Source organism: Paenibacillus sp. D2_2 (assembly GCF_031199965.1).
Lineage (GTDB): Bacteria > Bacillota > Bacilli > Paenibacillales > Paenibacillaceae > Fontibacillus.
Map to the genome: position 1 here is coordinate 3,385,841 of NZ_CP133605.1, position 25,579 is coordinate 3,411,419.

19 protein-coding genes and 7 pseudogenes are annotated in these 25,579 nt (G+C 46.4%); 5 read left to right on the forward strand and 21 right to left on the reverse strand.

Going from position 1 to position 25,579, the window contains the following annotated elements:
- Positions 1-728 precede the first annotated feature (728 nt).
- Positions 729-2,075 carry a stalk domain-containing protein gene (locus tag RE628_RS17210; protein ID WP_309154200.1) on the reverse strand — a complete coding sequence of 449 codons (1,347 nt, stop codon included), beginning with the start codon at positions 2,073-2,075 and terminating at the stop codon, positions 729-731.
- Positions 2,076-2,179: 104 nt separating this feature from the next.
- A complete protein-coding gene (locus RE628_RS17215) occupies positions 2,180-2,617 on the reverse strand; it encodes an AAA family ATPase (protein WP_309159494.1) in 438 nt (145 codons plus the stop codon).
- A gap of 653 nt (positions 2,618-3,270) precedes the next feature.
- Here RE628_RS17215 and RE628_RS17220 point away from each other — a divergent pair.
- A complete protein-coding gene (locus RE628_RS17220; RefSeq protein ID WP_309154201.1) occupies positions 3,271-3,525 on the forward strand; it encodes a hypothetical protein in 255 nt (84 codons plus the stop codon).
- A gap of 51 nt (positions 3,526-3,576) precedes the next feature.
- Positions 3,577-4,221, forward strand: a complete 645-nt coding sequence (locus tag RE628_RS17225) for a polysaccharide deacetylase family protein (RefSeq protein WP_309154202.1) — start codon at positions 3,577-3,579, stop codon at positions 4,219-4,221.
- Between the two features lie 57 nt (positions 4,222-4,278).
- Here the strand turns inward: RE628_RS17225 and trmD are convergent, their stop codons facing one another.
- From trmD to smc, 9 genes and pseudogenes are all read right to left on the reverse strand, one after another.
- On the reverse strand, positions 4,279-5,034 hold the full coding sequence (gene trmD / locus RE628_RS17230) for a tRNA (guanosine(37)-N1)-methyltransferase TrmD (RefSeq protein ID WP_309159495.1): 756 nt from the start codon (positions 5,032-5,034) through the stop codon (positions 4,279-4,281).
- 3 nt (positions 5,035-5,037) lie between these two features.
- The gene (gene rimM, locus RE628_RS17235) at positions 5,038-5,556 is read right to left on the reverse strand and encodes a ribosome maturation factor RimM (RefSeq protein ID WP_309154203.1); all 519 of its coding nucleotides are present in this window, start codon (positions 5,554-5,556) and stop codon (positions 5,038-5,040) included.
- Between the two features lie 172 nt (positions 5,557-5,728).
- Positions 5,729-5,958: pseudogene (locus RE628_RS17240) on the reverse strand (KH domain-containing protein).
- Between the two features lie 22 nt (positions 5,959-5,980).
- Positions 5,981-6,253: a 30S ribosomal protein S16 gene (gene rpsP / locus RE628_RS17245; RefSeq protein ID WP_309154204.1), complete on the reverse strand. Its 273-nt coding sequence runs from the start codon at positions 6,251-6,253 to the stop codon at positions 5,981-5,983.
- Between the two features lie 241 nt (positions 6,254-6,494).
- A pseudogene (gene ffh, locus RE628_RS17250) lies at positions 6,495-7,870 on the reverse strand (signal recognition particle protein).
- A 58-nt stretch (positions 7,871-7,928) separates the two neighbouring features.
- Complete coding sequence (locus RE628_RS17255) at positions 7,929-8,282, reverse strand: putative DNA-binding protein (RefSeq protein WP_309154205.1); 354 nt, start codon at positions 8,280-8,282, stop codon at positions 7,929-7,931.
- A 219-nt stretch (positions 8,283-8,501) separates the two neighbouring features.
- Complete coding sequence (locus RE628_RS17260) at positions 8,502-9,149, reverse strand: PAQR family membrane homeostasis protein TrhA (protein ID WP_309154206.1); 648 nt, start codon at positions 9,147-9,149, stop codon at positions 8,502-8,504.
- A gap of 117 nt (positions 9,150-9,266) precedes the next feature.
- Positions 9,267-10,268, reverse strand: a complete 1,002-nt coding sequence (gene ftsY, locus RE628_RS17265) for a signal recognition particle-docking protein FtsY (protein ID WP_309154207.1) — start codon at positions 10,266-10,268, stop codon at positions 9,267-9,269.
- Between the two features lie 82 nt (positions 10,269-10,350).
- Positions 10,351-13,920: pseudogene (gene smc / locus RE628_RS17270) on the reverse strand (chromosome segregation protein SMC).
- Between the two features lie 210 nt (positions 13,921-14,130).
- On the opposite strand from smc, the gene RE628_RS17275 reads away from it, so the two are divergent.
- Together RE628_RS17275 and RE628_RS17280 are read left to right on the forward strand one after the other, a co-directional pair.
- On the forward strand, positions 14,131-15,276 hold the full coding sequence (locus RE628_RS17275; RefSeq protein WP_309154208.1) for a serine hydrolase domain-containing protein: 1,146 nt from the start codon (positions 14,131-14,133) through the stop codon (positions 15,274-15,276).
- Positions 15,273-15,551 (forward strand): serine hydrolase domain-containing protein, encoded by a 279-nt coding sequence (locus RE628_RS17280; protein ID WP_309154209.1) that lies wholly within the window; start codon positions 15,273-15,275, stop codon positions 15,549-15,551. Before RE628_RS17275 ends, RE628_RS17280 begins: the two co-directional genes overlap by 4 nt.
- A 182-nt stretch (positions 15,552-15,733) precedes the next feature.
- On the opposite strand, the pseudogene rnc reads toward RE628_RS17280, so the two are convergent.
- From rnc to RE628_RS17330, 10 genes and pseudogenes are all read right to left on the reverse strand, one after another.
- Positions 15,734-16,425, reverse strand: a pseudogene (gene rnc / locus RE628_RS17285) (ribonuclease III).
- Positions 16,426-16,437: 12 nt separating this feature from the next.
- Entirely contained in the window at positions 16,438-17,676 is a 1,239-nt protein-coding gene (gene fabF / locus RE628_RS17290; RefSeq protein WP_309154210.1) for a beta-ketoacyl-ACP synthase II, read from the reverse strand.
- Positions 17,677-17,797: 121 nt separating this feature from the next.
- Entirely contained in the window at positions 17,798-18,031 is a 234-nt protein-coding gene (gene acpP / locus RE628_RS17295) for an acyl carrier protein (RefSeq protein WP_018750834.1), read from the reverse strand.
- Positions 18,032-18,098: 67 nt separating this feature from the next.
- Positions 18,099-18,847: pseudogene (gene fabG / locus RE628_RS17300) on the reverse strand (3-oxoacyl-[acyl-carrier-protein] reductase).
- Positions 18,848-19,017: 170 nt separating this feature from the next.
- Complete coding sequence (gene fabD, locus RE628_RS17305) at positions 19,018-19,953, reverse strand: ACP S-malonyltransferase (protein ID WP_309154211.1); 936 nt, start codon at positions 19,951-19,953, stop codon at positions 19,018-19,020.
- An 86-nt stretch (positions 19,954-20,039) separates the two neighbouring features.
- Positions 20,040-21,025: pseudogene (locus RE628_RS17310) on the reverse strand (beta-ketoacyl-ACP synthase III).
- A pseudogene (plsX, locus tag RE628_RS17315) lies at positions 21,022-22,024 on the reverse strand (phosphate acyltransferase PlsX). Before plsX ends, RE628_RS17310 begins: the two co-directional pseudogenes overlap by 4 nt.
- A complete protein-coding gene (gene fapR / locus RE628_RS17320) occupies positions 22,008-22,604 on the reverse strand; it encodes a transcription factor FapR (RefSeq protein ID WP_309154212.1) in 597 nt (198 codons plus the stop codon). The pseudogene plsX and the gene fapR overlap by 17 nt, the downstream one beginning before the upstream one ends.
- A gap of 425 nt (positions 22,605-23,029) precedes the next feature.
- Positions 23,030-23,203 (reverse strand): 50S ribosomal protein L32, encoded by a 174-nt coding sequence (gene rpmF, locus RE628_RS17325; RefSeq protein WP_018750828.1) that lies wholly within the window; start codon positions 23,201-23,203, stop codon positions 23,030-23,032.
- A 142-nt stretch (positions 23,204-23,345) separates the two neighbouring features.
- Positions 23,346-23,861 (reverse strand): YceD family protein, encoded by a 516-nt coding sequence (locus RE628_RS17330; RefSeq protein ID WP_309154214.1) that lies wholly within the window; start codon positions 23,859-23,861, stop codon positions 23,346-23,348.
- Between the two features lie 452 nt (positions 23,862-24,313).
- On the opposite strand from RE628_RS17330, the gene RE628_RS17335 reads away from it, so the two are divergent.
- Positions 24,314-25,561 carry a nucleotidyltransferase gene (locus tag RE628_RS17335; RefSeq protein ID WP_309154215.1) on the forward strand — a complete coding sequence of 416 codons (1,248 nt, stop codon included), beginning with the start codon at positions 24,314-24,316 and terminating at the stop codon, positions 25,559-25,561.
- The last annotated feature ends 18 nt before the right edge of the window (positions 25,562-25,579 follow it).

Here is a 25,579-nt window from a genome sequence, read left to right on the forward strand (position 1 = left end):
TACTTCATTTCGTGTAGTAGTTTAACTAAACGATTTGTTTGACTAATGTGTCCCGTTAGTTACCCTGAGACCCTGTTATACACCTATTCATCTTTATTACTTATTTCTTTTGAACGGGAATCCATATTTTAAAATAAACTTAGGGGCTGCAATAAAGGCTCTACTGTATTTATCCTTGCTTCTCCGATAGTAATTAAGCAATTTGCTTAATATGGTTCTCGTTAAAAGTCTGGATCTGGATGTCCTCTTTTGCAAACATGATTCCCCTGATTGGATTCTGTTTTGGTGAAGGAATAAATTTTTCCCTTTCAAGGTAGTTGAAAAATACTTTTAAGGTGTGCAGTTTTGAATTAGTTGTTGTTGGGTTATTTCCTCTTTCAAAGTCATCAAATAACCGCTTATCGTTTTTGGTGATAAATTACGATACTTTACATCATCATGGAAATCCTTAACTGCAAATTTCAGCAACAAAAAAACCACTCCCTCTTCAGATTTGTAGTCTGAAAAGAAAGTGATTCACGTTTTAATAAGCAAGTTCATGCATGAACGCTATCTAATTCACTTCATAAAAATGTTGAAATCCCTTGCTGTTATCTGTAATTTATCAAAGAGGAATTCGACTTTTTCAAGTCCAAGATCACTTACTTTTCTTTTCAATAATTAAAATTATAAGGAGTTCAATCTAATGAGTAAAGTGTTCAGGGAGAAGTTTTAATATCATTTAAGAATCAATATGTTGAGATAGATTTTAAAACATCATTTTCAAAATATAAGTACCTATCAGCTCCCAATGAACTTTCATAGACCCACAAATCAGTGGTTCCCCATGAATATATGTCCTTGGAATGGCGGCTATAAGGACCCCAAGATAAAAAGACCATATCTGATGTCATTCCAATATTTATACCGCCCTTTTGTATTCGATCCCAGTTCTTTTGTGAAAAATTATATGTTTTATATGGATTTTCAGTTAAAATAGCAAGCGGAAAATTCCTTCTTTGTAGGGTCGCTCTATATGTTTGTCCTTTGTACGAAAAGTAGACATTTAACCAATCACCTAGTGTCGCATCCCTAGTAATACTTTTTATTGTAACACTTGATAAATTTTGTACTTTTGAATGGGCACTGTTTCCATTCAAATCATCAATGAGAGTTGTAGGTGTATTTAACCATACCGTTTTTCCATAGTACTTCTTGTATGTCTCATATAAATCATTAACTGGTACTGTAACCTCTTTACTATCCGTTGAGATAACAACTGATTTGATGTACTTTTTTCCGCTACTTGTATCGTCGAATTCTACATTTAAGCTTGCACCGAATAAATCTTTGATCAGTTGAAGAGGGATCATTAATTTTCCACTTACAATCTGGAAGGATCCCGCGTATGATGTGCTGACTCCATTTATTTTTGCACTCTTGGAGTTTAATTTTGTTTGTACTTTTGTATCTTTATATGAGAAATTTATGTCGTTTGTTTTAGTATTTAAATTTACTGTACCACCTAAAGCTTTAATCACATCCGCAGCTGGTAATAGAGTATTACTGTTAATTACTACTCCATTCTCATTGATTTTTACTACCGTGATCTTTGCTGGTATCGTGAAAGTTTCGTTGTTATTTGAATATTCTTCTGGACTAATCCACGGTACTAGATTAGTACTACCTTGATCAAAATAATCTAATGCAATATTTTCGTAGCTTGCGCCATAGGTCGTTTTAGATATTGCGTATAATTTTCCATCGTATATTACAGACACATAACAAATTGAAGCCCCCAAATAATCTCCCCAATGGTCTTGAGCAAGGTTGTTCATAAAACTCTTTTTAGCGTCATTTGTTAAATTTTTAAATAATCCCAAATCGTCTTTATTAAAATAAAGAGTGATTGAACTTTCATTATATTTCAGTATACCACTGGTATCATCGAAACCGTCTATTGTAATAACGTCTACCTGACTATTCAATTTACTCATTATTTCTTGTTCTTCATTAGAAAAAGCATATACAGGACCATTAAACCCACTACAACAGATAGCAAGTATAAAAACTAAGGTAATCAAAAACTTTTTCATTACCATAATCCCCCAGTAAATTATTTCCCATTATCATATCATTTTCGACTTTATAGATCTAGGAGATTACATGAATTAATAGGTTAGTGATCAAATAGAACTATTTATGTAATTTCTTCAACTTCAAATCCTTGATGAAGCGACCGTACGATGTACAATTCATCAAATCCTTCATTATATGAAGGTAGTTCTAATTTCTTCAGTGTACTTTTGATTCCTACCTCAGGAACCTTTTCATTCCCTTGCCTCTTTTCATTACGCTCATGCGATAAATCATAATCTGGTTCAAAGTAATAACCCACTATCTTATATTTATGAGTTTTAGCCAAATCGATATACTTTTCCCGCTCCTTTATTGTTGGATTCGTATTATCGACCACGAACGGCAGACTAGTATCAATGGATGCCTGAAGAAATACATATTCTCGATTCCTAGTCCGTAACATATCAAGATTGATCCTCATATGAGTTTTGAAGAACTTTTCTTTATAGAATGTAGATTTTCCAGAAGCTTGAATTCCAATAAAAATTACACACTCCATGTCATCCATCCTTTGATAAGTATACGTATTGGTTTATGCACTCTCAAACGGCTTTTTCATCCCGCGAGTAAAGGTGTGGAAATGTGAACCATCGATTCTTTAATCACTGGAAGTCTCTAAGAGAGTATTTGTCTAAAAATGATTTCGTAACCTTCATTCGGTTACAAAGTCGTACTTTTTCATATGTACTCCTTTTTAACCAATCATCAGTTCCACATATAGCTCTTTACTTATTCTGGTGTGACTATGAAATAATTTTCTTCCCCTCAACGCGTTAAAGGATTGTCGCGATTGTGCGACGTATGATATGATATGAAAAAAACGGAAGGGTGCTAAGCATGATTATAACCGCCTCCTTTATACTGGCGATCCCCATTGTGGTATTTGTCGGTAGTATCTGGTTTGCGGAAGTCATAAATGCCCGAAGTGTAAGACAAAACTCTCAGGCACATCGGACGGCAAACTAATTAGTCATTCAAACCAAAAATGGCGTAAGCTGAACGGATTAATTCCGTGTGCTTATGCCGTTTTTTTGATTTATCCGATTCGTTATCCATTCACAAATTTTCATTCCAATTTTGTAACTTTATCGTAGCGAGCAACGGTTATAATTAGGAAAGAAAACTAGGTAAATATAGATATAGGAGAGAAATATGGCTCGATTCGTAAAAGTAGGCTCACTGTTTTTAGTAGTACTCATCATTGTTTATTCTTTTATGGTTACTCATCCTAGCAACGCGTTATCTCACAAGGCCTGTACCTCCTGGGAAATGGTTAAGGACAAATCGTTCATGATCAATCACAAAGGATACAAGGTAAACCAGCTCCCTGCCGGATTCTCTGTTAAGCCTGGTACAGCTAAGAAGTCCCGTCCTGATGTATCACTATATTACGCCGAAGGCCGATAACAAGGAACCGGGAATAACTCGGTAATCAATCTAGAAGCCTTTGAAGAGAATATGGAATACCTTCATGATGAAGGGTACTACACTGCAACGCTTGAGGAACTTGAGAAGTACGTACTCGGTGAAATATCTTTGCCTGAAAAGTCGATTGTCATCACCTTTGACGATGGATACCAGAACAACTATATTTACGCTTACCCGATTCTGAAAAAGTATGGATTCCACGGCACGATCTTTATGATCGGCGGTGAAATAAAGGAGCAGACCGTATCATTTGATCCGAAGAAGAAAAGCTCCTTGTCCCGAGCAGAAATCGAAGCTTCCCGGGATGTATTCGAGTACCACAGTCATACATTTGATCTGCACAAAAAGGGATTTCCTAAATGCGGTGAAAGCCACTCACTTGCGCTCGACACAGCACTTCTACAGCAGGACATCCAGAAAATTAAGTCGACGGGAATTGATACACCATACATCGCCTATCCATACGGCGAAGTATCAATGCAAATGATCTATTATTTGAGAGAGAACGGCTACAGAATGGGCTTCACGGTCCTACAGGACTTCGTCAAGCCGGGAGACCCGCTGATGAAGCTACCTCGCCTAACCGTCACCTCGAAGACGAATCTACCCGAGCTGTTGGAGCATAAGATAACGCCTAAAGAAGCAATGAACATGAACTCCATGAACTCTTTATAAAACAATGAATACACAAAACCCTCAAAACCCACGAAACGTGGAATTTGAGGGTTCTTATTATTGTTCTATTTGATCCTCGAGCTGCTTAAGCCAAGCCATATCGTCCTTAGACAGCTCCAAATGCTCCAGCAAATCCGGCCTACGTTGCCAAGTACGACGCAACGCTTCTCTGCGGCGCCAGATTTCAATATTCGCATGATGACCACTAAGCAGAATATCAGGCACTTTCCAGTCCCTGAATTCCACAGGCCGCGTATAATGCGGATATTCTAGCAGCCCTGTGCTGAAGGAATCCGTAATCGCGCTTGTCTCATTTCCAAGAACTCCGGGTAATAGACGAGTAACACTATCGATCACCGTCATCGCCGGAATTTCACCGCCTGTAAGCACGTAATCACCGATCGACAATTCATCGGTTACTAAATGCTCACGAATGCGTTCGTCATAACCTTCATAATGACCGCAAATGAAGATCAGATGTTCTTCCTGAGCCAGCTCCTCCGCTTTGCGCTGTGTGAACGTCTCCCCTTGCGGACACATCAGAATGATACGTGGCGCTTTTGTGGTGGCCTCTGCCCCTGATCTACTTAACAAATCCTCCACAGCGTGAAAGATAGGATCAGGCTTCAGCACCATTCCGCCTCCGCCACCATACGGAGTATCGTCAACCGTACCGTGCTTATTGCCAGCATAATCTCGGAAATTGATCGCATTTAATGCTACAAGCCCTTTATCACTGGCTTTACCGAGAATGCTGCTCTGGAATACGCCCTCGAACATTTCCGGGAATAGGGTCAGAACGTCCATTCTCATCATTTACAACAATCCTTCCAACAGATGAACTTTCACCAGCTTTGATTTCACGTCGACATCAAGCACGACATCATCGATCACCGGAAGTAACAGCTGCTTGCGAGAAGGCATTTTAACAACCCACACATCATTAGCCCCTGGACGGAGGATTTCTTCAATAATCCCAAGCTCTTCGCCTTCATCACTAACGACCCGGCAGCCGATAATTTCGTAGAAGTAATATTCATTATCCGGCAACTCGACCGACTCTTCCTTGTTAACCTTCATCTCACAGCCTTTATATTTCTCAACCTGATTAATATTGTCGTATCCATCGAATCTAACAACATACATCTGTTTAACCGGACGTGAAGTAGCTATTGTTACTTCTGTCATTACACCGCTATCCGGGTTCACGATCTTCAGCTTACTTTTCGGAGCAAATCTGACCTCGGGGAAATCGGTATGCGGCAGTATTTTCAACTCCCCGCGAATGCCATGAGTATTTACAATCTTCCCTACCATCAACAAAGAATCCGACATAACATCCTCCCAAAATACGAAATACTTCTAAAATACACTTCACTATATACCCGATATACCTGATCATAGAATCATCAGGATTATATTCATCAAGAGTTGCCCATTTCATACATGCTTGCCGCATGTACGAAAGCGGGCTAGGATATATCTCCTAACCCGCTTTCGTATATGTTTAAGACATGATATCTACGGTAACCCGTTTATCCATCTTAACGGCTGCCGATGCCACAACCGTGCGGAGCGCCTTGGCGATTCTCCCTGCTTGCCAATCACTTTCCCCACATCATCAGGATGCACGGATAATTCATATACAATCAGGTGTTCCTTCTCAACGACCTCCACACGGACATTGTCCGGATGATCAACAAGAGCCTTCGCAATAACGCCGACTAATTGTTCCATATGGACCCTCCAGAATCAGCAACTATTTTTGCAATTTAGACTCATGGAATTTCTTCATTACGCCTGCATTGCTAAGCAAATTGCGAACTGTATCAGATGCTTGAGCACCATTTTGCAACCATTGCAACGCTTTTTCTTCGTCGATGTTTACTACTGCCGGTTGTGCAACCGGGTTGTAAAAACCGATCTCTTCGATAAAGCGACCGTCACGCGGGGAACGGGAATCCGATACCACGATGCGGTAGAAAGGAGCTTTATGAGCACCCATGCGTTTCAAACGAATACGAACTGCCACTATATTCACCTCCTTTAAAAATTACCTGCTAGAGGAAATTCAAAAAGTCCACTTTTGATCACGAAGCGAATCAAGAAGTAACTCGGCATCGAATCTTGAATTCACCCGGGTCTTCCGGTGCTCACGTACCCACTACGTACGCTCCGCTCCTCAGACCCTAGCTTCATCCAACCTTCTCGGTGCTGAAAACCGTCTTTTGAACCTGATTTAAACTTTTTTATATTTCGTCCGATGATATCGATCACCGGAACGGAAATTTCATTCCTTTGCCCGCTTTGCCGAGCTGTTTCATCATTTTATTGCCTTTGCCCTTAGGCCCCATCATATCAGAGAACTGCTTCATCACTCTACGCATTTCATCAAACTGCTTGATCAAGCGGTTCACATCCGCCAGGCTCGTACCGCTACCTGTAGCGATCCGCTTGCGCCGGCTGTGATTGATGAGATCAGGGTTTTGCTTTTCTTCTGAAGTCATCGAGTGCACGATTGCCTCTACTCGGCCCATCTGCTTCTCGTCAACCTTGATGTCTTTCATTTGCTTCATCTTACCCATCCCTGGAATCATATCCAGAATCTGATCGATTGGACCTAGCTTCTTCACTTGATCCATCTGTTCAAGGAAGTCATCGAACGTAAATTCCGCGTTGCGCATTTTCCGTTCCATTTCCTTCGCTTTCTCAGTATCGATATTGGACTGGGCTTTCTCAATCAGGGAGAGCATATCCCCATCCCGAGAATTCTTGACGCCATCCGTTCTGGATGGAACGGCTCAAGTGCATCAATCTTCTCGCCGAGTGCCGCAAATTTAATCGGGCATCCGGTAACCGCCTTAACCGATAATGCTGCGCCACCACGTGTATCGCCATCCAGCTTCGTCAGCACGACACCTGTCAGCTCTAATTGCTTGTTGAAGCTCTCCGCTACGTTGACTGCATCCTGCCCGGTCATCGCATCGACCACGAGCAGCACTTCATCCGGCTTCGTCACTTCATGAATCTGACGGAGCTCCTCCATCAGTTCTTCGTCAATATGCAGACGACCTGCGGTATCGATCAACAGGTAATCGTTGCCGTTATCCTTGGCATGCTGCAGCGCCTGACGAGCAATCTCCACTGGACTGTTGCCAGCCGGCAATGTAAATACCGGAACCTTGATTTGCTCACCGAGTACTTGCAACTGCTTGATCGCAGCCGGGCGGTAAATATCGCCTGCAACAAGCAACGGACGATGATTACCCTTAAGCAACAGCTTGGCCAGCTTAGCCGAGGTTGTCGTCTTACCTGCCCCTTGCAAACCTGCCATCATGATAACGGTTGGTGGGCGATTGCTCTTGGCCAGCTTCGATTGGGTACCGCCCATCAATTCCGTCAATTCCTTGTTAACGATATCGATGATGACCATCCCCGGAGTGAAGCTCTCCATCACGTCACTGCCAACGGCCTTTTCCTTCACCTTGGCGATGAATTCCTTAACGACTTTAAAGTTAACGTCCGCTTCCAGCAAAGCGAGCCTTACTTCGCGCATTGCTTCATTTACATCATCTTCTGATACCTTGCCTTTGCCACGAAGCTTACTAAATACACTCTGCAAACGACTTGTTAATCCTTCAAATGCCATTGTCCCGTCACCTCCATTCATACTTGTATAACTCTATCTCATTAGCTTATCTTCAATTTTACAATCGTTCCACTTGCTGAAGCAAATCCATGATCGTCTCTTTATGTATCGGAGACATCTCGCTCTGTTCCATCAAGCGCTTCAATTCGGCTACCATTCTGACACGCTCTTCATCCTTGCGCAGCAGCCCAAGCTTCTCTTCGTAACCTTCAAGTACTTCATCGGCACGTTTGATATGCTCATACACCGCCTGGCGGCTAATACCGAATTCGCTTGCGATCTCCCCAAGGGAGAAGTCATCCAAAAAATAATATTTGAGAAACATCTGCTGCTTTTCAGTGAGCAGCGTTTCGTAGAAATCAAACAACAGGTTGATTCGGTTCGTCTTCTCAAGCTTATTCTCTTGACTCATCTGGGCACCCCCTCCGTCAAGGAAAAACACTTTACAGCGCATCAACATTCACTATAATAACGAATCGGTAAAGGGTTGTCAAGCATATTTCCTTAACATGTGTAACAACACTCTGTCATAGAAGAAATGAACGGTTCTCCCACTATAAATATGGCCGCTGTCAGTAAGCCGACAGCGGCCAAGAGGTTTGTTTCTATACCGATTTACATGCATCTAAGATTAATGGTGTGGTAAGAGATAAAGCAATATAGCAAAGAAGTGAGTAATGCTTCCTCCCAGCACGAACAGATGCCAAATTGCATGATGATACGGGAATATGCGCCATACATAAAAGATCGTCCCAAGCGAATAGAGAATTCCGCCGGTTACTAGTAGGATGATCCCCGGCTGAGGAACTGCCGCAGTAAGCGGACCCCATGCGGCAACGATCAGCCATCCCATAATCAAATAGAAGATAGTCGACATAAACAGGAATCGCTTCACAAAGAATGCCTTGAATAGAACACCAAGCAAGGCGATACCCCATACGGTCCCAAATAGGCTCCAGCCGAGCGGGCCGCGAATCGCTACTAGTAATAATGGTGTATAGGTTCCGGCGATAAACAAGTAAATGGAGGAATGATCAAAGAACTCGAACAGATCCTTGACCTTGCCCTCCTTGAAGCTATGCACCAAAGTGGAGCAAACATAGAGCAGTAGCATGCTGACTCCATAAATGGTAAAACTGACGATATGCCAAGCCGTACCTTTTAAACTTGAGAAAACGATGAGCAGCACAAGCCCGGCCAAGCTAAGCATCGCGCCAATGCCATGGGTAATCGCATTGGCAACTTCTTCACGGCGCGGGTAGGTATGAGTATTCGCCATCTTGCTGTCCTCCTTATCTGATCATCTTAACTTTTAGAAAAAGTTGAACTAAGAATAGTATGGATACGATATTAGAATATGGGCACCGGCCCACTAAGGTTCCTTGTTCAATTATTCCTACTGCTCAATTTCCGCCGTCTCTTCTTCTTCTTGAATCAAGCCGGCGAACAAGCCGTGCACGAACTGCTCGGAATCAAATTTCTGCAAATCTTCCATTTTTTCACCAAGCCCGACCAGCTTCACTGGCAAGCTCAGTTCCTGACGGATAGCGATAACGATCCCGCCTTTGGCAGTGCCATCAAGCTTAGTCAATACAAGACCGGTAACCCCGCTCTTCTCACCAAACAGCTTGGCTTGAGCAAGCGCGTTCTGACCGGTCGTTGCATCAAGCACCATCAGTACTTCGTGTGGAGCTCCCGGAATCTCACGCTGGATGACGCGGAATATTTTGTTCAATTCCTCCATGAGATTCGATTTGTTCTGCAGACGTCCCGCCGTATCACAGAGCAGAATATCTACTCCACGCTGCTTAGCGGCTTGTACCGCATCGAACATGACCGCCGCAGGGTCTGAACCGGCATTCTGTTTGATGACCTCGACGCCGACGCGTTCTCCCCACACTTCCAACTGCTCGATAGCTCCAGCCCGGAACGTATCGCCTGCGGCCATCAGCACTCTTTTACCTTGCTGCTTATAATAGTGAGCCAGTTTGCCAATCGTCGTGGTCTTACCAACACCATTGACACCAACGAACAGGATAACGGTAATTCCGTCCGAATTGAGCTTTATCTCATTATCTTCATCTCCACGCAGCAACCCAATCAGCTTCTCCGACATAATCGGCTGCAAGTCTGCTGCATCTTCGATCTTACGCTTCTTCACTTCGTCACGCAGATCATCGATCAATTCCATAACCGTATTCACGCCTACATCGGCGCCAATCAATATTTCTTCCAATTCCTCGAAAAATTCTTCATCGATCTTCTTGCGGCGGGTCACCAGCTCGGCAACCTTCTCCACGAAGCCTTTCCGCGTCTTCTCAAGACCGTCCTTGAACTGCTTGGTAACGGATTCGGTTTTTGAAGAGATGCTCTCTTTTAGTTTTTTAAAGAAACTCATATGCTGCCTCCTCATTCTTCTTCAAAAAAGTTCATTAAGCTATATTAAGTTTAAATGGATATTACGGAAAACTTGACGTCTGTCAGGCGATTTCTACTGTCTCTTCATCATCCAGCTTCACAGAAACGAGCTTGGATACGCCGCCTTCTTCCATCGTTACGCCATAGAGCACATCAGCCTCTTCCATCGTCCCCTTGCGGTGTGTCACGACGATAAACTGTGTCTGCTCGGAGAACTCGCGTAAATATTGAGCGAAACGAATTACGTTAGCTTCATCCAGCGCTGCTTCAACCTCATCAAGTACGCAGAATGAACCGGCTTAACCTGCAGAATTGCGAACAACAGCGCCATTGCGGTCAACGCCCTCTCTCCCGGATAGAAGTTGCAGGTTCTGCAGTTTCTTGCCTGGAGGCTGAGCGACAATATCGATGCCTGTCTCGAGCAGATTGCTCGGGTCCAGTAGTTGCAAATCTGCACGGCCACCGCCGAATAGCTTCGTGAACACGATACTGAACTCACGCTTAATCGCATCAAAGGTCGTCTTGAAGCGCTTTGACATCTCTTCATCCATTTCTTGAATAACCTGATACAAGGTTGACTTAGCTTCGACTAGATCATTTTTCTGCTCGGACAGGAACTGGTAACGCTCGTTAACTCGGTTAAACTCCTCAATTGCACCAAGATTAACCTCTCCGAGCAAGGTGATCTTCCGCTTCAATTCCTTCGACTCGGCCTGCGCCACAGGAACATCCTCCGGAATCGGGTAACGCTGCTTCGCCATTTCATAGCTCAGCTCATAGTCATCACTTAGTTTGCTCAGAATATTCTCCAACTCGACATCGAGCCGGTTCGCCTGAATTTCCGTCTGCCGTAGCTTCTCCTCGACCGCCTTCAGTGCCAGGCGTTGCTCCTTCGTCTCATTCTCGCCATCGGACAGCTTCTTGACGAATACAACTCGCGAAGCTCTCTCCAGCTCAAGCTGCTCTCCGGCACGTTCTTTCTTTAATTTATATTCATTCAGCTCCTCACGCTGAGTAGAGCTCTGATGCGTGTTCTTCTCTAAGTCTGCCACAATGGACTGCAAAATACTTCGATTTTGCTCCAACTCACGTTTGAGGATACTGCAGTCTTCCTCAGAACGACGCAATTGCTCCCTTATAGAGAAGCCTTCCTGATCCAGCTTACCTTCACGCACCTTAAGTCCAGTGAGACGGTCCTGCAGTTCTTCCTTCGCCGATTCATTCGCTTTGCGGGCATATTCCGCAGCGTGAATTGACTGCTGAATATGTAGCTCTTCCTTCTCCAGTTCGATTAGCTTCGCTTCCGCCTGAACTTTAGCTTGTTCCAGCTCTTCGATCTCTTTCAGATAATGGCCCTTCTCCTGGCCATACAGCTCGAATTGCTCAGATACGTGTCTCCATTCATGCTCGATTTGCTTCATGTCGCTGGCAACAGATTGCTCTTCAGACCGTTTGTGGTCGCCGGCCTCACGCAGCTTCTCGAGCGATTGCTCCGACGCTACCACCTGCTCGCGCACATCGATCAGGCTTTTACGCAGCTTGTCCAGCATGTCTTCTGCCTCACGAATGTCGGTAGCAAGCTGATCCAGCTGACGCTTGCGTCCCAGCAGATTACTGTTCTTGCGATGTTGGCTACCCCCGGTCATCGAACCGCCGGCGTTCACCACATCACCTTCCAGTGTAACGATCCGGAAGCGATATTGACAGCGCGCAGCCATCTTATTAGCTAACTCCAAGTCGCTGGCGAACACTACATTACCGAGCAAGCTACCGACAATATTGCTATACTCCGAATCATAGCCAACCAAATCAGCCCCAATTCCTACAAACCCCTCCGCGTCTTCCATCAAATGCTTGTCCGACGCTGAGATCTGCCTTGGTCGAATGACATCAAGTGGCAGGAATGTCGCTCTGCCCAGTTGCCGCTGTTTCAAGAATGTGATCGCCTGACGCGATACAGACTCGTTCTCCATAACGATATGCTGCATCGCTGCTCCAAGCGCTGTCTCAACTGCGATCTCCAGCTTCTCTGGCACGCGAATTAACTCGGCCACAGCACCGTGGACTCCGTGCAAAGCCGATTTGCGGGAGGCTTTGAGCACTTCTTTAACCCCAAGCGCAAAGCCGTCAAAATCGTCCTCCATCTCCTTCATCGTATCGCGACGGGAGACGAGTCCTTCACGCTTCTGCTCCCATTTTCGAATGCCGTTCTGGCTTTCCTCAACCAGCCGATTCAAGGATTGGGACCGTTCACTTTCTGTGATGTATTTTCCACGTAAATCAGCAATTTCCGCTCCCAACTGCTGCAGAGCATTCTCCAACTGAGTCTTCTTGCCCTTAAGCTGCTCCAGTTGCTCGCTCCACTTGGTTCCTTCTTCTTCCGACCGCTGCATTCTACGCTGCACGGCTTCCTTTTGCTGATCATTGTAGCGAATCTCATTGCGCATCCCGGCCATTTGATTCATGATTTCGAGCAATTGGCCCTTCAGGCCTTCCTCCTGCTCTTGGCTAATACCTCCGGTTACTCCAATCAGCTTCACTTCTTCAGACTGCAGTTCCTCACGTAGCTCGGTTAACTGTAGCTCCGCTGCCGCAAATTTCTCAGCTAGTTGCTTCATCTCTGACTCGCGCAGGGCATAACGCTCCTCACTTGCTGCCAGAGATTGCTCCAGTTGCTCCCGATTCTGAGTCAAGTTCTTGGACCGCTCTTTCAGAACTTCGCCAAAGCCTTCGCTCTTCTCATATTTTTCACTGTTCTCAAGTAGCTGATTCTGCAAAATTTCAATCTTGTCTTCAACCTGGCGCAGCGCCAACCGATCACTTTCCAGCTTCGCATCATGAGCTGACACGACCGTAGACAAGGCAAGCTCTTCCTCTTTCAGTTGACCCAGTCTCTGATTTGTATCGCTCCACGATTCATGAATCTGTTCGATTTGATGTACATATAAAGAGATTTCTATATTTTTAAGTGAATCTCGTAATTGTTTATACTTTAACGCCTTCTCGGATTGCTCCTTCAGCGGTCCGATTTGATCCTCAAGTTCACTAACCAGATCGTGAATGCGCAGCAGATTCTGCTCGGTATCATCCAATTTCCGCTTCGCATCGCGCTTGCGGTTCTTGTACTTCACGATCCCGGAGGCCTCCTCAAAGATGCCACGACGATCCTCAGAGCGCGTACTTAGAATCTCCTCAATCCGTCCTTGTCCGATAATCGAATAAGCTTCCTTCCCGATTCCGGTATCCATGAACAGCTCAGTGATATCCTTCAACCGGCAGGATTGCTTATTGATCTGATATTCGCTCTCGCCGCTGCGGTGGACTCTCCTCGTTACGGTAACCTCGCTGAAATCCAGTGGCAAGGCATGATCGCCATTATCCAGCGTCAGAGATACCTCGCTATAATTCACCGCTTTACGCGCATCACTACCGGCAAAGATAATATCTTCCATCTTACCGCCACGCAGGGACTTAGCGCTTTGCTCTCCAAGCACCCAGCGAATCCCGTCGGAGATATTGCTCTTCCCGCTGCCATTCGGTCCTACAACAGCGGTAATGCCGCGGACGAATTCCATTTCCGTCTTGTCGGCAAATGATTTAAAACCCGCTAACTCAATCCGTTTCAAAAACATACGTTCACGATCACCTCTAACGACTATTGTAACACACACACCGTTCCTGGGACAGAAGGACAAAAGGCATGGGGACAGGCTTTTTCTATCATTACATTAGCGGATAATAATAGAGGTTATCCAGGAAGTAATTCTACATCCAATCTTGAAATCTAACGGCATGTTTGCTAGTCTGAAAGACAACCTAGATTTGACAAAGGAGACAAACCTATGAATAAGTCTTTAAGACGTGCCGTTCTACTTCCACTTGCAATTTCATCGCTACTCCTTGGTACGCTTGCCGGAGCCTCTACACAAGCTTATGCCCAGAGTAGCCAGATAACGAAGACAGTAGCGGCCACGGATATCCTGCTGAACGGCAGTCCGCTGACATGGACGAACTCCCAGCCGTTCATCTACAAAGGTACCACCTATGTTCCTCTCCGGGAGACAGCCGAGCAAATGGGCGCAGAGGTCAAATGGAACAAGAGCAAACGAGCCAGCGAGATAATGATTCATGGGAATATCATTGATCATCGTCCGGAGACCAGCTATTTCACGATTAACGGCTATACCCAGTTGCAAGCGCCGGGCACTTCGCTATTACGAAATGGCTCTACAATGGTTCCGCTACGTACACTTGCTGAGGTCCTCGGGGCTACAGTCACAACTTCATCCAATCCGGTTCGCCAAATTAATCTACTACCGGATAACAGTACAATCATAGAAGGTGCTGCGGCTTTGGCCGATGAATATTTAATACATCAACAATTTTCGGGCATCGCACTCATTGCAGATCATGGAGAGGTGCAGCTGCGTAAAGGCTATGGCTTGAACGGTCCGGAGAAGTTAATCTCACCGGATGACAAGTCCAGAATCGCTTCCTTAACTAAAGGCTTCACAGCTGCAGCGATCATGAAACTCGAAGAGGAAGGAAAATTACATCTTGATGATACTCTGGAATCATATATTCCTGGATTTCCACAAGGAAATGAGATTACACTACATATGCTGTTATCTCATACGTCTGGTCTAGCCTCCAATTTCCCTCGTACTGAAGGCCTAACATTGGAACAGACCATCGAGACAATCAAAGGCAAGCCACTCGTCTTTACCCCTGGTACGGATTTCAAATACAGCAATAGTGGCTATATGTTGCTCGGACGCATCATCGAACTCGTATCCGGGATGAGCTACACTGATTTCATCCAGAGCCACTTCATCGCCCCCCTCCACATGACAGAGAGTGGGATTGCGGATCAACAGACCCGCGTGATTAAAGGCTATGTATCCAAATCCGATCAATGGGCGCTTGCTGGACCATATTATACGCAACCTGGCTCCGGGGACTATATTCAACCGTTGACGATTTATTGAAATGGGATGCTGCCTTGGATTCGACGGATATATTGAATCAAGATTCGCTCGATAAGCTGTTCACACCATACTCTTATAAGAACTATGGCTACGGTTGGATGATTGATCAGACGGCTGACAACAAGATTTTATTCCACAACGGCAGTGGAACTGGGTATTCGACCGGAATATCCCGCGAGCAAGGTGGTGGAATCACCATTATTTTATTGGGTAATCATGCAGGTGTAGATACATTAACGATGATGAGGGATATTCGTAATTTATTCGCCAGGTAACCAAGTTCAGGTCAAGTTATAGACGAGATATCTTACTAATAGTGGCGTGATCAAAAGTGGCCTTTTTAAACTACCTCTAATACAAAAGAACAGGGGCTGTCCTATTACCATCTTTATGGCAACAGGACAGCCCCTTAGTTAATCCGCCATTCTCGAACTATAAAATAGCGATTATATTCAACTTATGCCTGCCGAAGCTGCTCTAGCGCAACCTGCGCCGCCTGCTGCTCGGCTTCCTTCTTCGACCTCCGGTCCCGCGCCCTGAACTGCGTCCGTCCATCCATACTTCGGAGACGAATTCACGTTCATGCGCCGGGCCTCTTTCTTCAACGATCCGGTACTCCAAGGCTCCCATATTATGATGCTGGGTTAATTCCTGAAGCTCCGTTTTATAGTCGGTGGTCTGAAGCTTCCCGTCAAACACAATTTGCGAGAAAATATAGCGATGCAAAAAAGCGGTGACCGCCTCCAGGCCCTGATCCAAATACAGAGCTCCTACAAAAGATTCAAATACGTCTGCCAGCAGAGCAGGACGGGTTCGTCCACCCGTCATCTCTTCTCCTTTGCCGAGCAATACATATTTCCCGAACTCCAGGCGCTCTGCAAACCGTACTAACGACGGCTCACAGACAATGGCTGCTCGAAGCTTCGTGAGCTCGCCTTCAGGACGATCCGGAAACAAGCCATATAAATGCTCCGACACCGTCAGCTCAAGGACAGCGTCGCCTAGAAACTCCAGACGCTCGTTGTCCTCATGCTGATTGAAGCGATGCTCATTCACATAAGATGCATGGGTAAAAGCCTGTCTTAATAACTGCTTATTGTGAAATACCAGTTGAAGTTTGTGCTGTAATTGCTTTAAATCTCCACTCAACTGACTGACCCCTTATGCTTCGAATTTCTTCAGAATAATGGTGGCATTATGGCCGCCAAATCCGAAAGAGTTAGACATAGCAATTCTAACATCCGCTTGTCTTGCTTCATTAGGGACGTAATCCAGATCACATTCCGGATCCGGATGCTCTAAATTAATCGTTGGTGCAATCATTCCATGTTGAATCGTTAATCCGCAGATTACCGCTTCAACACCACCAGCTGCACCGAGCAGATGACCTGTCATCGATTTGGTCGAGCTGATTGCTACTTTGTAAGCGTGATCGCCAAGCGCGCGCTTGATAGCAGTCGTCTCCGACTTGTCGCCAACAGGAGTAGAAGTACCATGTGCATTAATATAATCAATTTCGCTCGGATCGATATCGGCATCACGAATCGCCATCTTCATACAACGCTCCGGACCCTCTGGATTCGGTTCTGTCATATGATAAGCATCTCCGCTCAAGCCGTAGCCGATAACCTCGCCGTAAATTTTAGCTCCACGCTTCTGGGCATGCTCCAACGATTCAAGAATCAATACGCCAGACCCTTCACCCATTACAAAACCGTCGCGTTCAGAATCAAACGGCAGGCTCGCTCTTGTAGGATCGTCATTGCGAGTTGACATCGCCCGCATTGAACAGAATCCAGCAAGTCCAGTTGGACGGATCGTTGCTTCCGCGCCGCCGCAAATCATCACATCAGCATCGCCGTATTTGATTAGCTTGTACGAATCGCCGATGGAATGAGTTCCGGTCGCGCACGCAGTCACCGCAGTGCTGTTAGGTCCCTTCGCGCCGAAGGTAATCGATACCTGGCCGGAAGCCATATTCGCAATCATCATCGGAATGAAGAACGGGCTTACCCGCTTTGGACCTTTCTCCAGCAAAATGGAATGTTGATCTTCCCAAGTTCCCAGGCCGCCGATCCCAGAACCGATCATGACACCAACCCGCTCTGGGTTCGTATCTTCTGCAATGTTCAGACCACTGTCGGCCAGCGCACGGCTAGCAGCAGCAACGGCAAACTGGACAAATCGGTCCATCTTGCGCGCATCCTTGCGTTCCATATAATCCTCAGGATTGAAATCCTTAACCGAAGCGGCAATCCGCGTTGTATACTCGCTAACATCAAAAGATTCAATTTGCGATACACCGGATTTCCCTTGAATCAAGTTATTCCAGAGCGTATCCAAATCGCTGCCGAGGGCTGTAACTGAGCCCATACCGGTAATGACTACTCTATGTTTCAAACACACTCACCTCATATAGACTTCATGTGTAAATTCAATTTACATGTAGAAATACGGACATAAAAGCAATAGAAGAGAAGTCCCGCCTACTTGAAAGGAGGTACGGGACTTTGTCATGACATTAGGTATGAGATTGTATGTAGTTAACAACTTCACCTACAGTCGTAATCTTCTCTGCATCCTCGTCTGAAATTTCCAGATCAAATTCATCTTCTAATTCCATAACAAGTTCAACTACATCAAGGGAATCAGCACCCAAGTCATCTTTGAAAGACGCTTCAAGCGTTACTTCGGCTTCATCAGCGCCGAGGCGATCCACTACAATGCGTTTTACACGATCCAATACATCGGACATCCGGTTCACCTCCTCTTTGGTATTATACGAGAATCTAAGTTAAAAAGCCATAGAAGGAAGAAGCAAATTACATATACATTCCGCCATCTACGTGCAGCGTTTGCCCTGTCATATAGGACGCGCTGTCCGAAGCGAGGAACAGAACTACCTTAGCAATCTCCTCTGGCTGTCCAAGACGTGCCAGCGGAATATTCCCTAGCATGCCCTGACGCACCTCTTCTGGCAATTGATCCGTCATATCGGTCTCAATGAACCCTGGTGCGATGCAGTTCACGGTAATATTGCGTGATGCTAGCTCACGTGCGGCTGACTTGGTCAATCCAATTACGCCGGCTTTAGCTGCCACGTAGTTCGCTTGACCTGCATTACCTAGCACGCCGACTACGGAGGAAATATTAATAATCCGGCCTGAGCGCTGCTTCATCATCGGACGGGTTACGGATTTAATTCCGTTGAAGACACCCTTGAGATTCGTAGCGATCACTTCGTCGAACTCTTCTTCCTTCATACGCATGATCAAATTATCTCTAGTAATCCCAGCATTATTCACCAGAATATCAATTCGGCCCAGGCTTCGACAACGCCTTTCACCATGGCATCGAATTGCTCGCTATCGCCGACATGCCCTTTAACCGCATACGCTTTAACTCCAAGCGCTTCAATCTCAGCCACGACTTTAGCTGCTGCTTCCTCGTTCCCCGCATAATTCACGGCGATATTAGCGCCAGCACCAGCAAGAGCGAGAGCGATGCTGCGCCCGATCCCGCGTGATGCGCCGGTAACAAGTGCAGTTTGTCCTTCAAGCAATTTGCTCATACATCTATCTCCTTTCCTAGGATAAAACAGATCATTCCGGGACGCTTCCTCGTAGTACGAGAAACAATGATACGATCTTTGCCGCCAGAAATCAACTAGAATATTGTAAATCGAATATTTTTTTATAATATATGCATATTATTCCTGATGATCAAAACCGTAATAAACTCTTAGCCTAGCGCCTCTATCGTCTTCTCTAGAGTTTCCAAGTTGTTCACATTGTACAATGCGACGGTCTTGTCGATTTTCTTAATCAAGCCGGTCAGAACGCTTCCTGGACCCAATTCAACAAAGGTATCCACACCTTGTTCGATCAACCAAGCGACACTATCAGACCAGAGCACAGGAGAATACACTTGCTCTACGAGCAACTGTTTAATTTCTACTGCCTGCTGAACCGGGCGCGCCGTTACGTTAGCAATAACTGGCATGGGAGCATCCTGGAAGGATACACTGCCCAGCTTGTCGCTGAGACGTTCAGCCGCCTCCCGCATGAGAGATGAATGGAATGGACCGCTTACTTCGAGCGGGATCGCTCGTTTGGCGCCGATTTCCTTCACACGTTCTACAACTTGTCCAACGCCTTCTTTGCTTCCAGATACGACGATTTGTCCTGGACAATTGACATTGGCTAGCTCTACAAGAGAACCACCATTGCTGATTTCAGCACAAAGTTCTGCCAAGCTCTCGCGTGTTCCACCAAGCACGGCCGCCATAGCACCTTGTCCGCCTGGCACAGCCTGTTCCATAAATTCGCCGCGAGCGCGGACGATAGATACAGCATCTTCAAAAGACAGAACACCAGCAGCTGTGAGCGCACTGTATTCTCCTAGACTGTGACCGGCTACAAAATCCGGCTTAATTCCTCTAGCAGCAAGAGCCTCGTACATAACGACACTTGTGGTGAGCAAGGCAGGCTGCGTATTTGCTGTCTGCTTAAGTTCTTCCTCAGGGCCTTCAAAGATTAGTTCGCTAAGCGTGAAGCCAAGCTTCGTATCCGCTAGCTCGAATAATCGTCTGGCATCTGGGGAGTGATCGAACAGATCTTTACCCATGCCGACGCTCTGGGAACCTTGTCCCGGAAAAACAAACGCTATTTTCCCCATAGTATTAACCCGCACTCCTTATTATTCGCTTAAGAGGATGTTCAAAAAGTCCGCTTTTGATCTCTCAATCTTATTTACTGCCAGTATTACCAGACGAGGACAGAAGCACCCATGTCAAGCCGCCGCCAAAGCCGACGAGCAGAACAGTGTCGCCTTCCTTAATACGGCCTTCCTCAGCTGCTTCTACAAGCGCTAGTGGAATCGAAGCCGCTGAAGTATTGGCATACTTGTCTACGTTGATAACGCATTTCTCTTCCGGCAGATCAAGACGCTGCATCGCGGATTGAATGATCCGGATATTCGCCTGATGCGGAACGAACAAGTCGATATCTTCCTTCGTCTTGCCTGCTTTACGTAGCACTTCCTCTGTCGCTGATCCCATCACCCGAACGGCAAATTTGAATACTTCACGTCCGTTCATATAAATATAGTGCTGCTTACCCTGCACTGTAGCTTCGGAAGCAGGCAGACGGGAACCACCGGCAGCTAGCTTCAGTAGATCGCCCCCAGCCCCTTCAGCACCCAGGTCAAATGACAAGAAGCCGCGCCCTTCAGGCACTTCTCCAACAATAACCGCACCCGCTCCGTCTCCGAACAAGACGCAGGTGTTACGGTCCGTATAATCCGTAATACGGGACAAGGTGTCCGCCCCGATCACGAGCGCATTTTTATACATTCCGGTTTGAATGAAGCCATTAGCAGTCGCCATACTGTATACGAATCCAGAGCAAGCCGCAGACAAGTCAAAAGCAGCAGCATTTTTGGCACCCAATTTATCTTGCAGAATGCAAGCGGTTGACGGAAAAGACGTATCCGGTGTAATTGTGGCAACGATAATCAATTCAAGCTGGTCAGCGGTCATACCCGCCGATTCCAAAGCACGTACTGCCGCTTCATAAGCCAAATCCAATGTCGCCTGCTCCGGCGTCGCAATGTGACGTTCACGAATACCGGTACGGCTTACAATCCATTCGTCGTTGGTATCCACCATTTTTTCCAAATCCGCATTCGTTAACACTTTCTCTGGAACATATTTGCCAGTTCCAATTATGCCTACGGAACGCATTTTCATAGACTCTCCACTCTCTTCCCGCTAATTTCTTGTGATATGCTCTCCGTTAACCGGTTCTCAATCGCTAGACGTGCTTGCCGAACCCCATTCTTGATCGCTTCGCTATCCGAGGAGCCGTGTGCTTTCACTACAAGCCCACTGAGCCCTAACAGAGGTGCTCCACCATGCTGCTTATAATCCATCATTTGTTTCATGCCACGCAAGGAAGGCATAAGCACAGCCGCTGCCAGCTTATTCTTCAGGGACTTCGTGAATTCCTGCTTCAAAACAGAGAACATCGCTCCAGCTGTTCCTTCGAGTGATTTCAATAAAATATTGCCAGCAAAGCCGTCGCAAACAAGCACATCGCAAGCGCCAGTCAGTACATCGCGAGCCTCTACATTACCGACAAAGTTAATCGGTAGCTCTTCAAGAAGCGGATAAGCCGCTTTGGTCAGCTCGTTGCCCTTCTTTGCTTCGGTTCCTACGTTCAGCAGCCCCACGCGCGGCTTGGCGATACCCGCCACTTTCTCACGGTAAATGCTACCCATTAAGGCATATTGGGCTAAATGCTCCGGCTTGGCGTCCATATTGGCGCCCAGATCAAGAGCCAGAACACCCCGGCCATCCATCGTCGGTATGATCGGTGCAAGCGCTGGACGTTCAATCCCTTCCATTCTACCAACAACAAGCAAACCGGTTGTCATCAATGCCCCAGTGTTTCCTGCGGAGATCATCGCATCCGCCTCTTTATCATGAACAAGACGTCCCGCTACGACCATGGACGCATCTTTCTTGCGGCGAACCGCCCTTACCGGCTGCATCCTCCGCTTCAATAATCTCTTCGGCATGATGAAGAATCAGGTTGGCAGGAGCATCCGTCATTAGCGGTCTAAGACGGTCCTGATGCCCGACAAGAATAATCTGGGTATCGCCCCATTCACGGGCCGCATCTATTGCCCCCTTTACAGTACTATCCGGTGCAAAGTCGCCGCCCATAGCATCAATGGCGATCCGCATGTATGTTTCCCCCTTCATGATTATCATCCCCAGTTGATCGGTAAATGACGAAATTCCCTTGGAATACCATTTCCTCACCAACATAAGTAAACACTTCAACTTTGGCTTTTGCCTTGTTCCCTGAAGAAGGACGGACATAAGCCTTGGCGATGCACTTCTCCCCTAAATGAACCGATCTGATAAACCTTATGTCCGCCGAAAAGGTCAATGCGATCTCATCATTGATGACTGCGACAGCTAGAGAATTCGCCTGAGCAAACACATGGTGTCCGCGCGCAATCCCAGTCCTTGAGAATACATGCTCATCTCGGATCTCGAAGATGGAAATTCCACTCTTGTCCAACTGCAGATCAACAATTTCCCCTATCACCTCATGCAGTGGCAACGAACGAACCTGATCGTATGAACGTTCTGCCATCTGCTTCATCCGTTCCCTAAGCTCGGGAATACCTAGCTCCATCCGGTCTAGGCGAATCGTCTGAATGCTGACCTTGAGCTGCCGAGTCAATTCCTGGTCAGTAACGAAAGGGTTCTCTTCAATTAATTTAACGAGTTGCTGCTGTCTCGCTTTTTTCGGCAAACGTTCGATTGGATATCCCTCCTACAGAACGACTACAATTTATATTATAGTGCGTGAACATGCACTTATAGATCCGCTCATTTTTAGAACCTGGTACTAAAATAGTATAAATCAACTTCCCGCAAAAAGAAAGTGGAATTCCAAATTGATGCACTCCAACCCACTGAACCCATTGTTTGCACAGGGACCTATCCCTGCTCCAACACCACCCACCACCTTTGGGGACCAATAGTGATACCTGATTCGTTAGAAGTTTTGAGAGGCATTTTTTTAACAGATAACGATCACAGGTTTCGTAAAATAAGAACTTAGCTGTACCATTTCGTGGTTAATGACCATAAGAAGATGAATTAACTTTAATGATAACAAAAAAAGTAGCACTTCATCAAAAATGAAGTACTACTTCGCGTTAACGAAATCAAGTTTTATTGGTTAATAATTTCTCTCGATTTGTATGTTCCGCATACTTTGCATACGTGGTGAGCAAGCTTCAATTCTCCGCATTGTTCACATTTTACCATGCCCGGCACAGCCAATTTGAAATGCGTACGACGCTTGTCGCGACGTGTCTTGGACGTTCTCCGTTGAGGTACTGCCATGGTTCTCCACCTCCTTATCAAATAAACCCTGCATCGGTGTTTTCATAATGTCATTTTCAAGCAGAAACGGTAACCTGTGAGATGGTTATCATCTCTCCTGGAAATTATAAGAAAAACGTCTAACGACGTAATTTCTACCTGCTTACTTCTTGAAAAAATCGCCTAGCGCAGCCAGTCGCGGATCAATCCGCTCCGTGTTGCAACCGCATTGCCGTTCATTCAGATCGGTCCCGCAAGATGGACAAAGTCCCTTACAGTCCTCCTTACAAACGACTGAAAAAGGTAGTTCAAGCAACAATGCTTCTTCCAGATAAGGGGTTAGATCCAGACGCTCTCCAGATACAAGCACCAAATCTTCTTCTCCTTCATCTAGCTCGCCGCTATCCTCGTCGCTTTGTTTGAAGGCTTCTTCAAATTGAACTTCCACGCGATGCTTCAAAGACTTCAAGCATCTGGAACAGGACATGTCCAATTCCGCCAATAAGTGTCCGGTTACGTGAATAACACCGCCTCCCGCTGGCTGAGCCTGCAGATCGACTTGCATTGGGGAAATCCCCGCAATGTCATTCCGTCCCTTAACTACATGACCAACATCCAATGTCTGATGGAATTCCATCGGAGCTTCGGATGAAGAGATCTGACGAAAATTAATAATCATGAGTATCACTCCAAACAAACAAAAATAATTATACCGATCCTAGCTAAGTTTTGTCAACTGTAAACCCATATTCCCTGAACTTCAATTTCACATGGTTGACCTTATGGATCCAACTTTCTATCTGACAAAAACAGCATCCTCACAATAACTTCTCCTCAAGGAAGCGCGCCGCAGGGTCTATATGTTATATTCTTTATTAATTGATAACATTTAAACCATGAAACTGAAAGAGGTTGTTTAAAAAGTCACCCTTTGATAAGAAAACTGATCGAAGTAATTCAGAGATGAGCGACCGCGATCCAGAGATCTAACACGAAGTGAACCAGGAAGCTATATCGGCATCGACTCTTGAATTCAACCGGGCCTATGCAAATGCTTACGAAGTCTGACTTTTTAAACACGAATTTAAAGTAAGAAGACTACCACTTATTCTAACCTAAAAGGTGATTGCTTTGAATACCGTAGGAATAATTGTTGAATATAATCCATTGCATAACGGACATACCTATCATTTTCGCGAAGCTAAGCGGCTCTCCAACGCCGATACGGCGGTCGCGGTGATGAGCGGTGATTTCCTGCAGCGCGGCGAACCCGCGATCGTTAACAAATGGGCACGAACAGAAATGGCGCTGCATCTCGGCATCGACCTGGTGCTTGAACTGCCAGTGTCATATGCCGTGCAGCCGGCGGAGTGGTTCGCGCACGGAGCTACGGCGCTTTTGGATGCGACAGGTGTCGTGTCGCATCTGTGCTTCGGCAGCGAGTCGGGCGAGCTGCCGGTGTTGTCCGAGCTGGCGGCCCTACTCGCCAGCGAGAGCGGCGCGCTCAAGGCCGCGGTCGCGGAGGAGCTCGCCACCGGGGCGAGCTATCCACGCGCCTTCGCGGCGGCTGCCGCGCGCGCCTACGCCGCCACAGGCGGCCTGGGCGGCGACGTAGACGCCGCCCGCCTGCTACTGGAGCAGCCCAACAACTCGCTTGGGCTGCATTACCTGATCGCGCTGCGGCGGCTTAAGAGCGGCATCACGCCGCTCACCTTGCAGCGCCAGGGTTCTGGCTATCGCGACGAGAGTCCGCGCGATGCCTGCATCGCCAGCGCCACCGCTGTGCGCCGGCTCATCTCAGGCGGCGGCTCGCTCACTGCTGCTGCCGCCTACCTACCACCCTTCACGCTTGAGATTCTACAGCGTGAATTCGCAGCAGGCCGCGGTCCGATGGATTGGGACCGCTTCTCCCAGCCCTTGTTCAGCCGCCTGCTAGCGGCCACACCAGAGGAACTAGCTGGTCATCTGGAGATGAACGAAGGGCTCGAGTACCGTATCCACAAAATCTTGCCCAAGCTGAAACAAGCATCAGTAAGCGAACTGGTTGAGCAATTGAAGACCAAGCGCTACACCCATACCAAGCTTCAGCGTACTCTTATGCATACATTACTCGGACATTCGCGGCAAATGGGCTCACGCGAAGTATTATCCGCTGGACCACATTACATACGAGTACTCGGCTTCAATGAACGTGGTAGGCAGCTGCTGAAGCAGATGAAAAAGACGGCCAAGCTCCCGGTCATCACCCGTGCTGCCGATTTGTCTCATTCACAGCTCGATGCCGATAATAGAGCTTCAGCCGTCTATGCAAATGCTATGCCACAACGGACGGGGTGGGACCTGTTCCGCGACTACCGCCAACCACCAATCAGACTTTGAGAAGTAGTTCAAAAATCC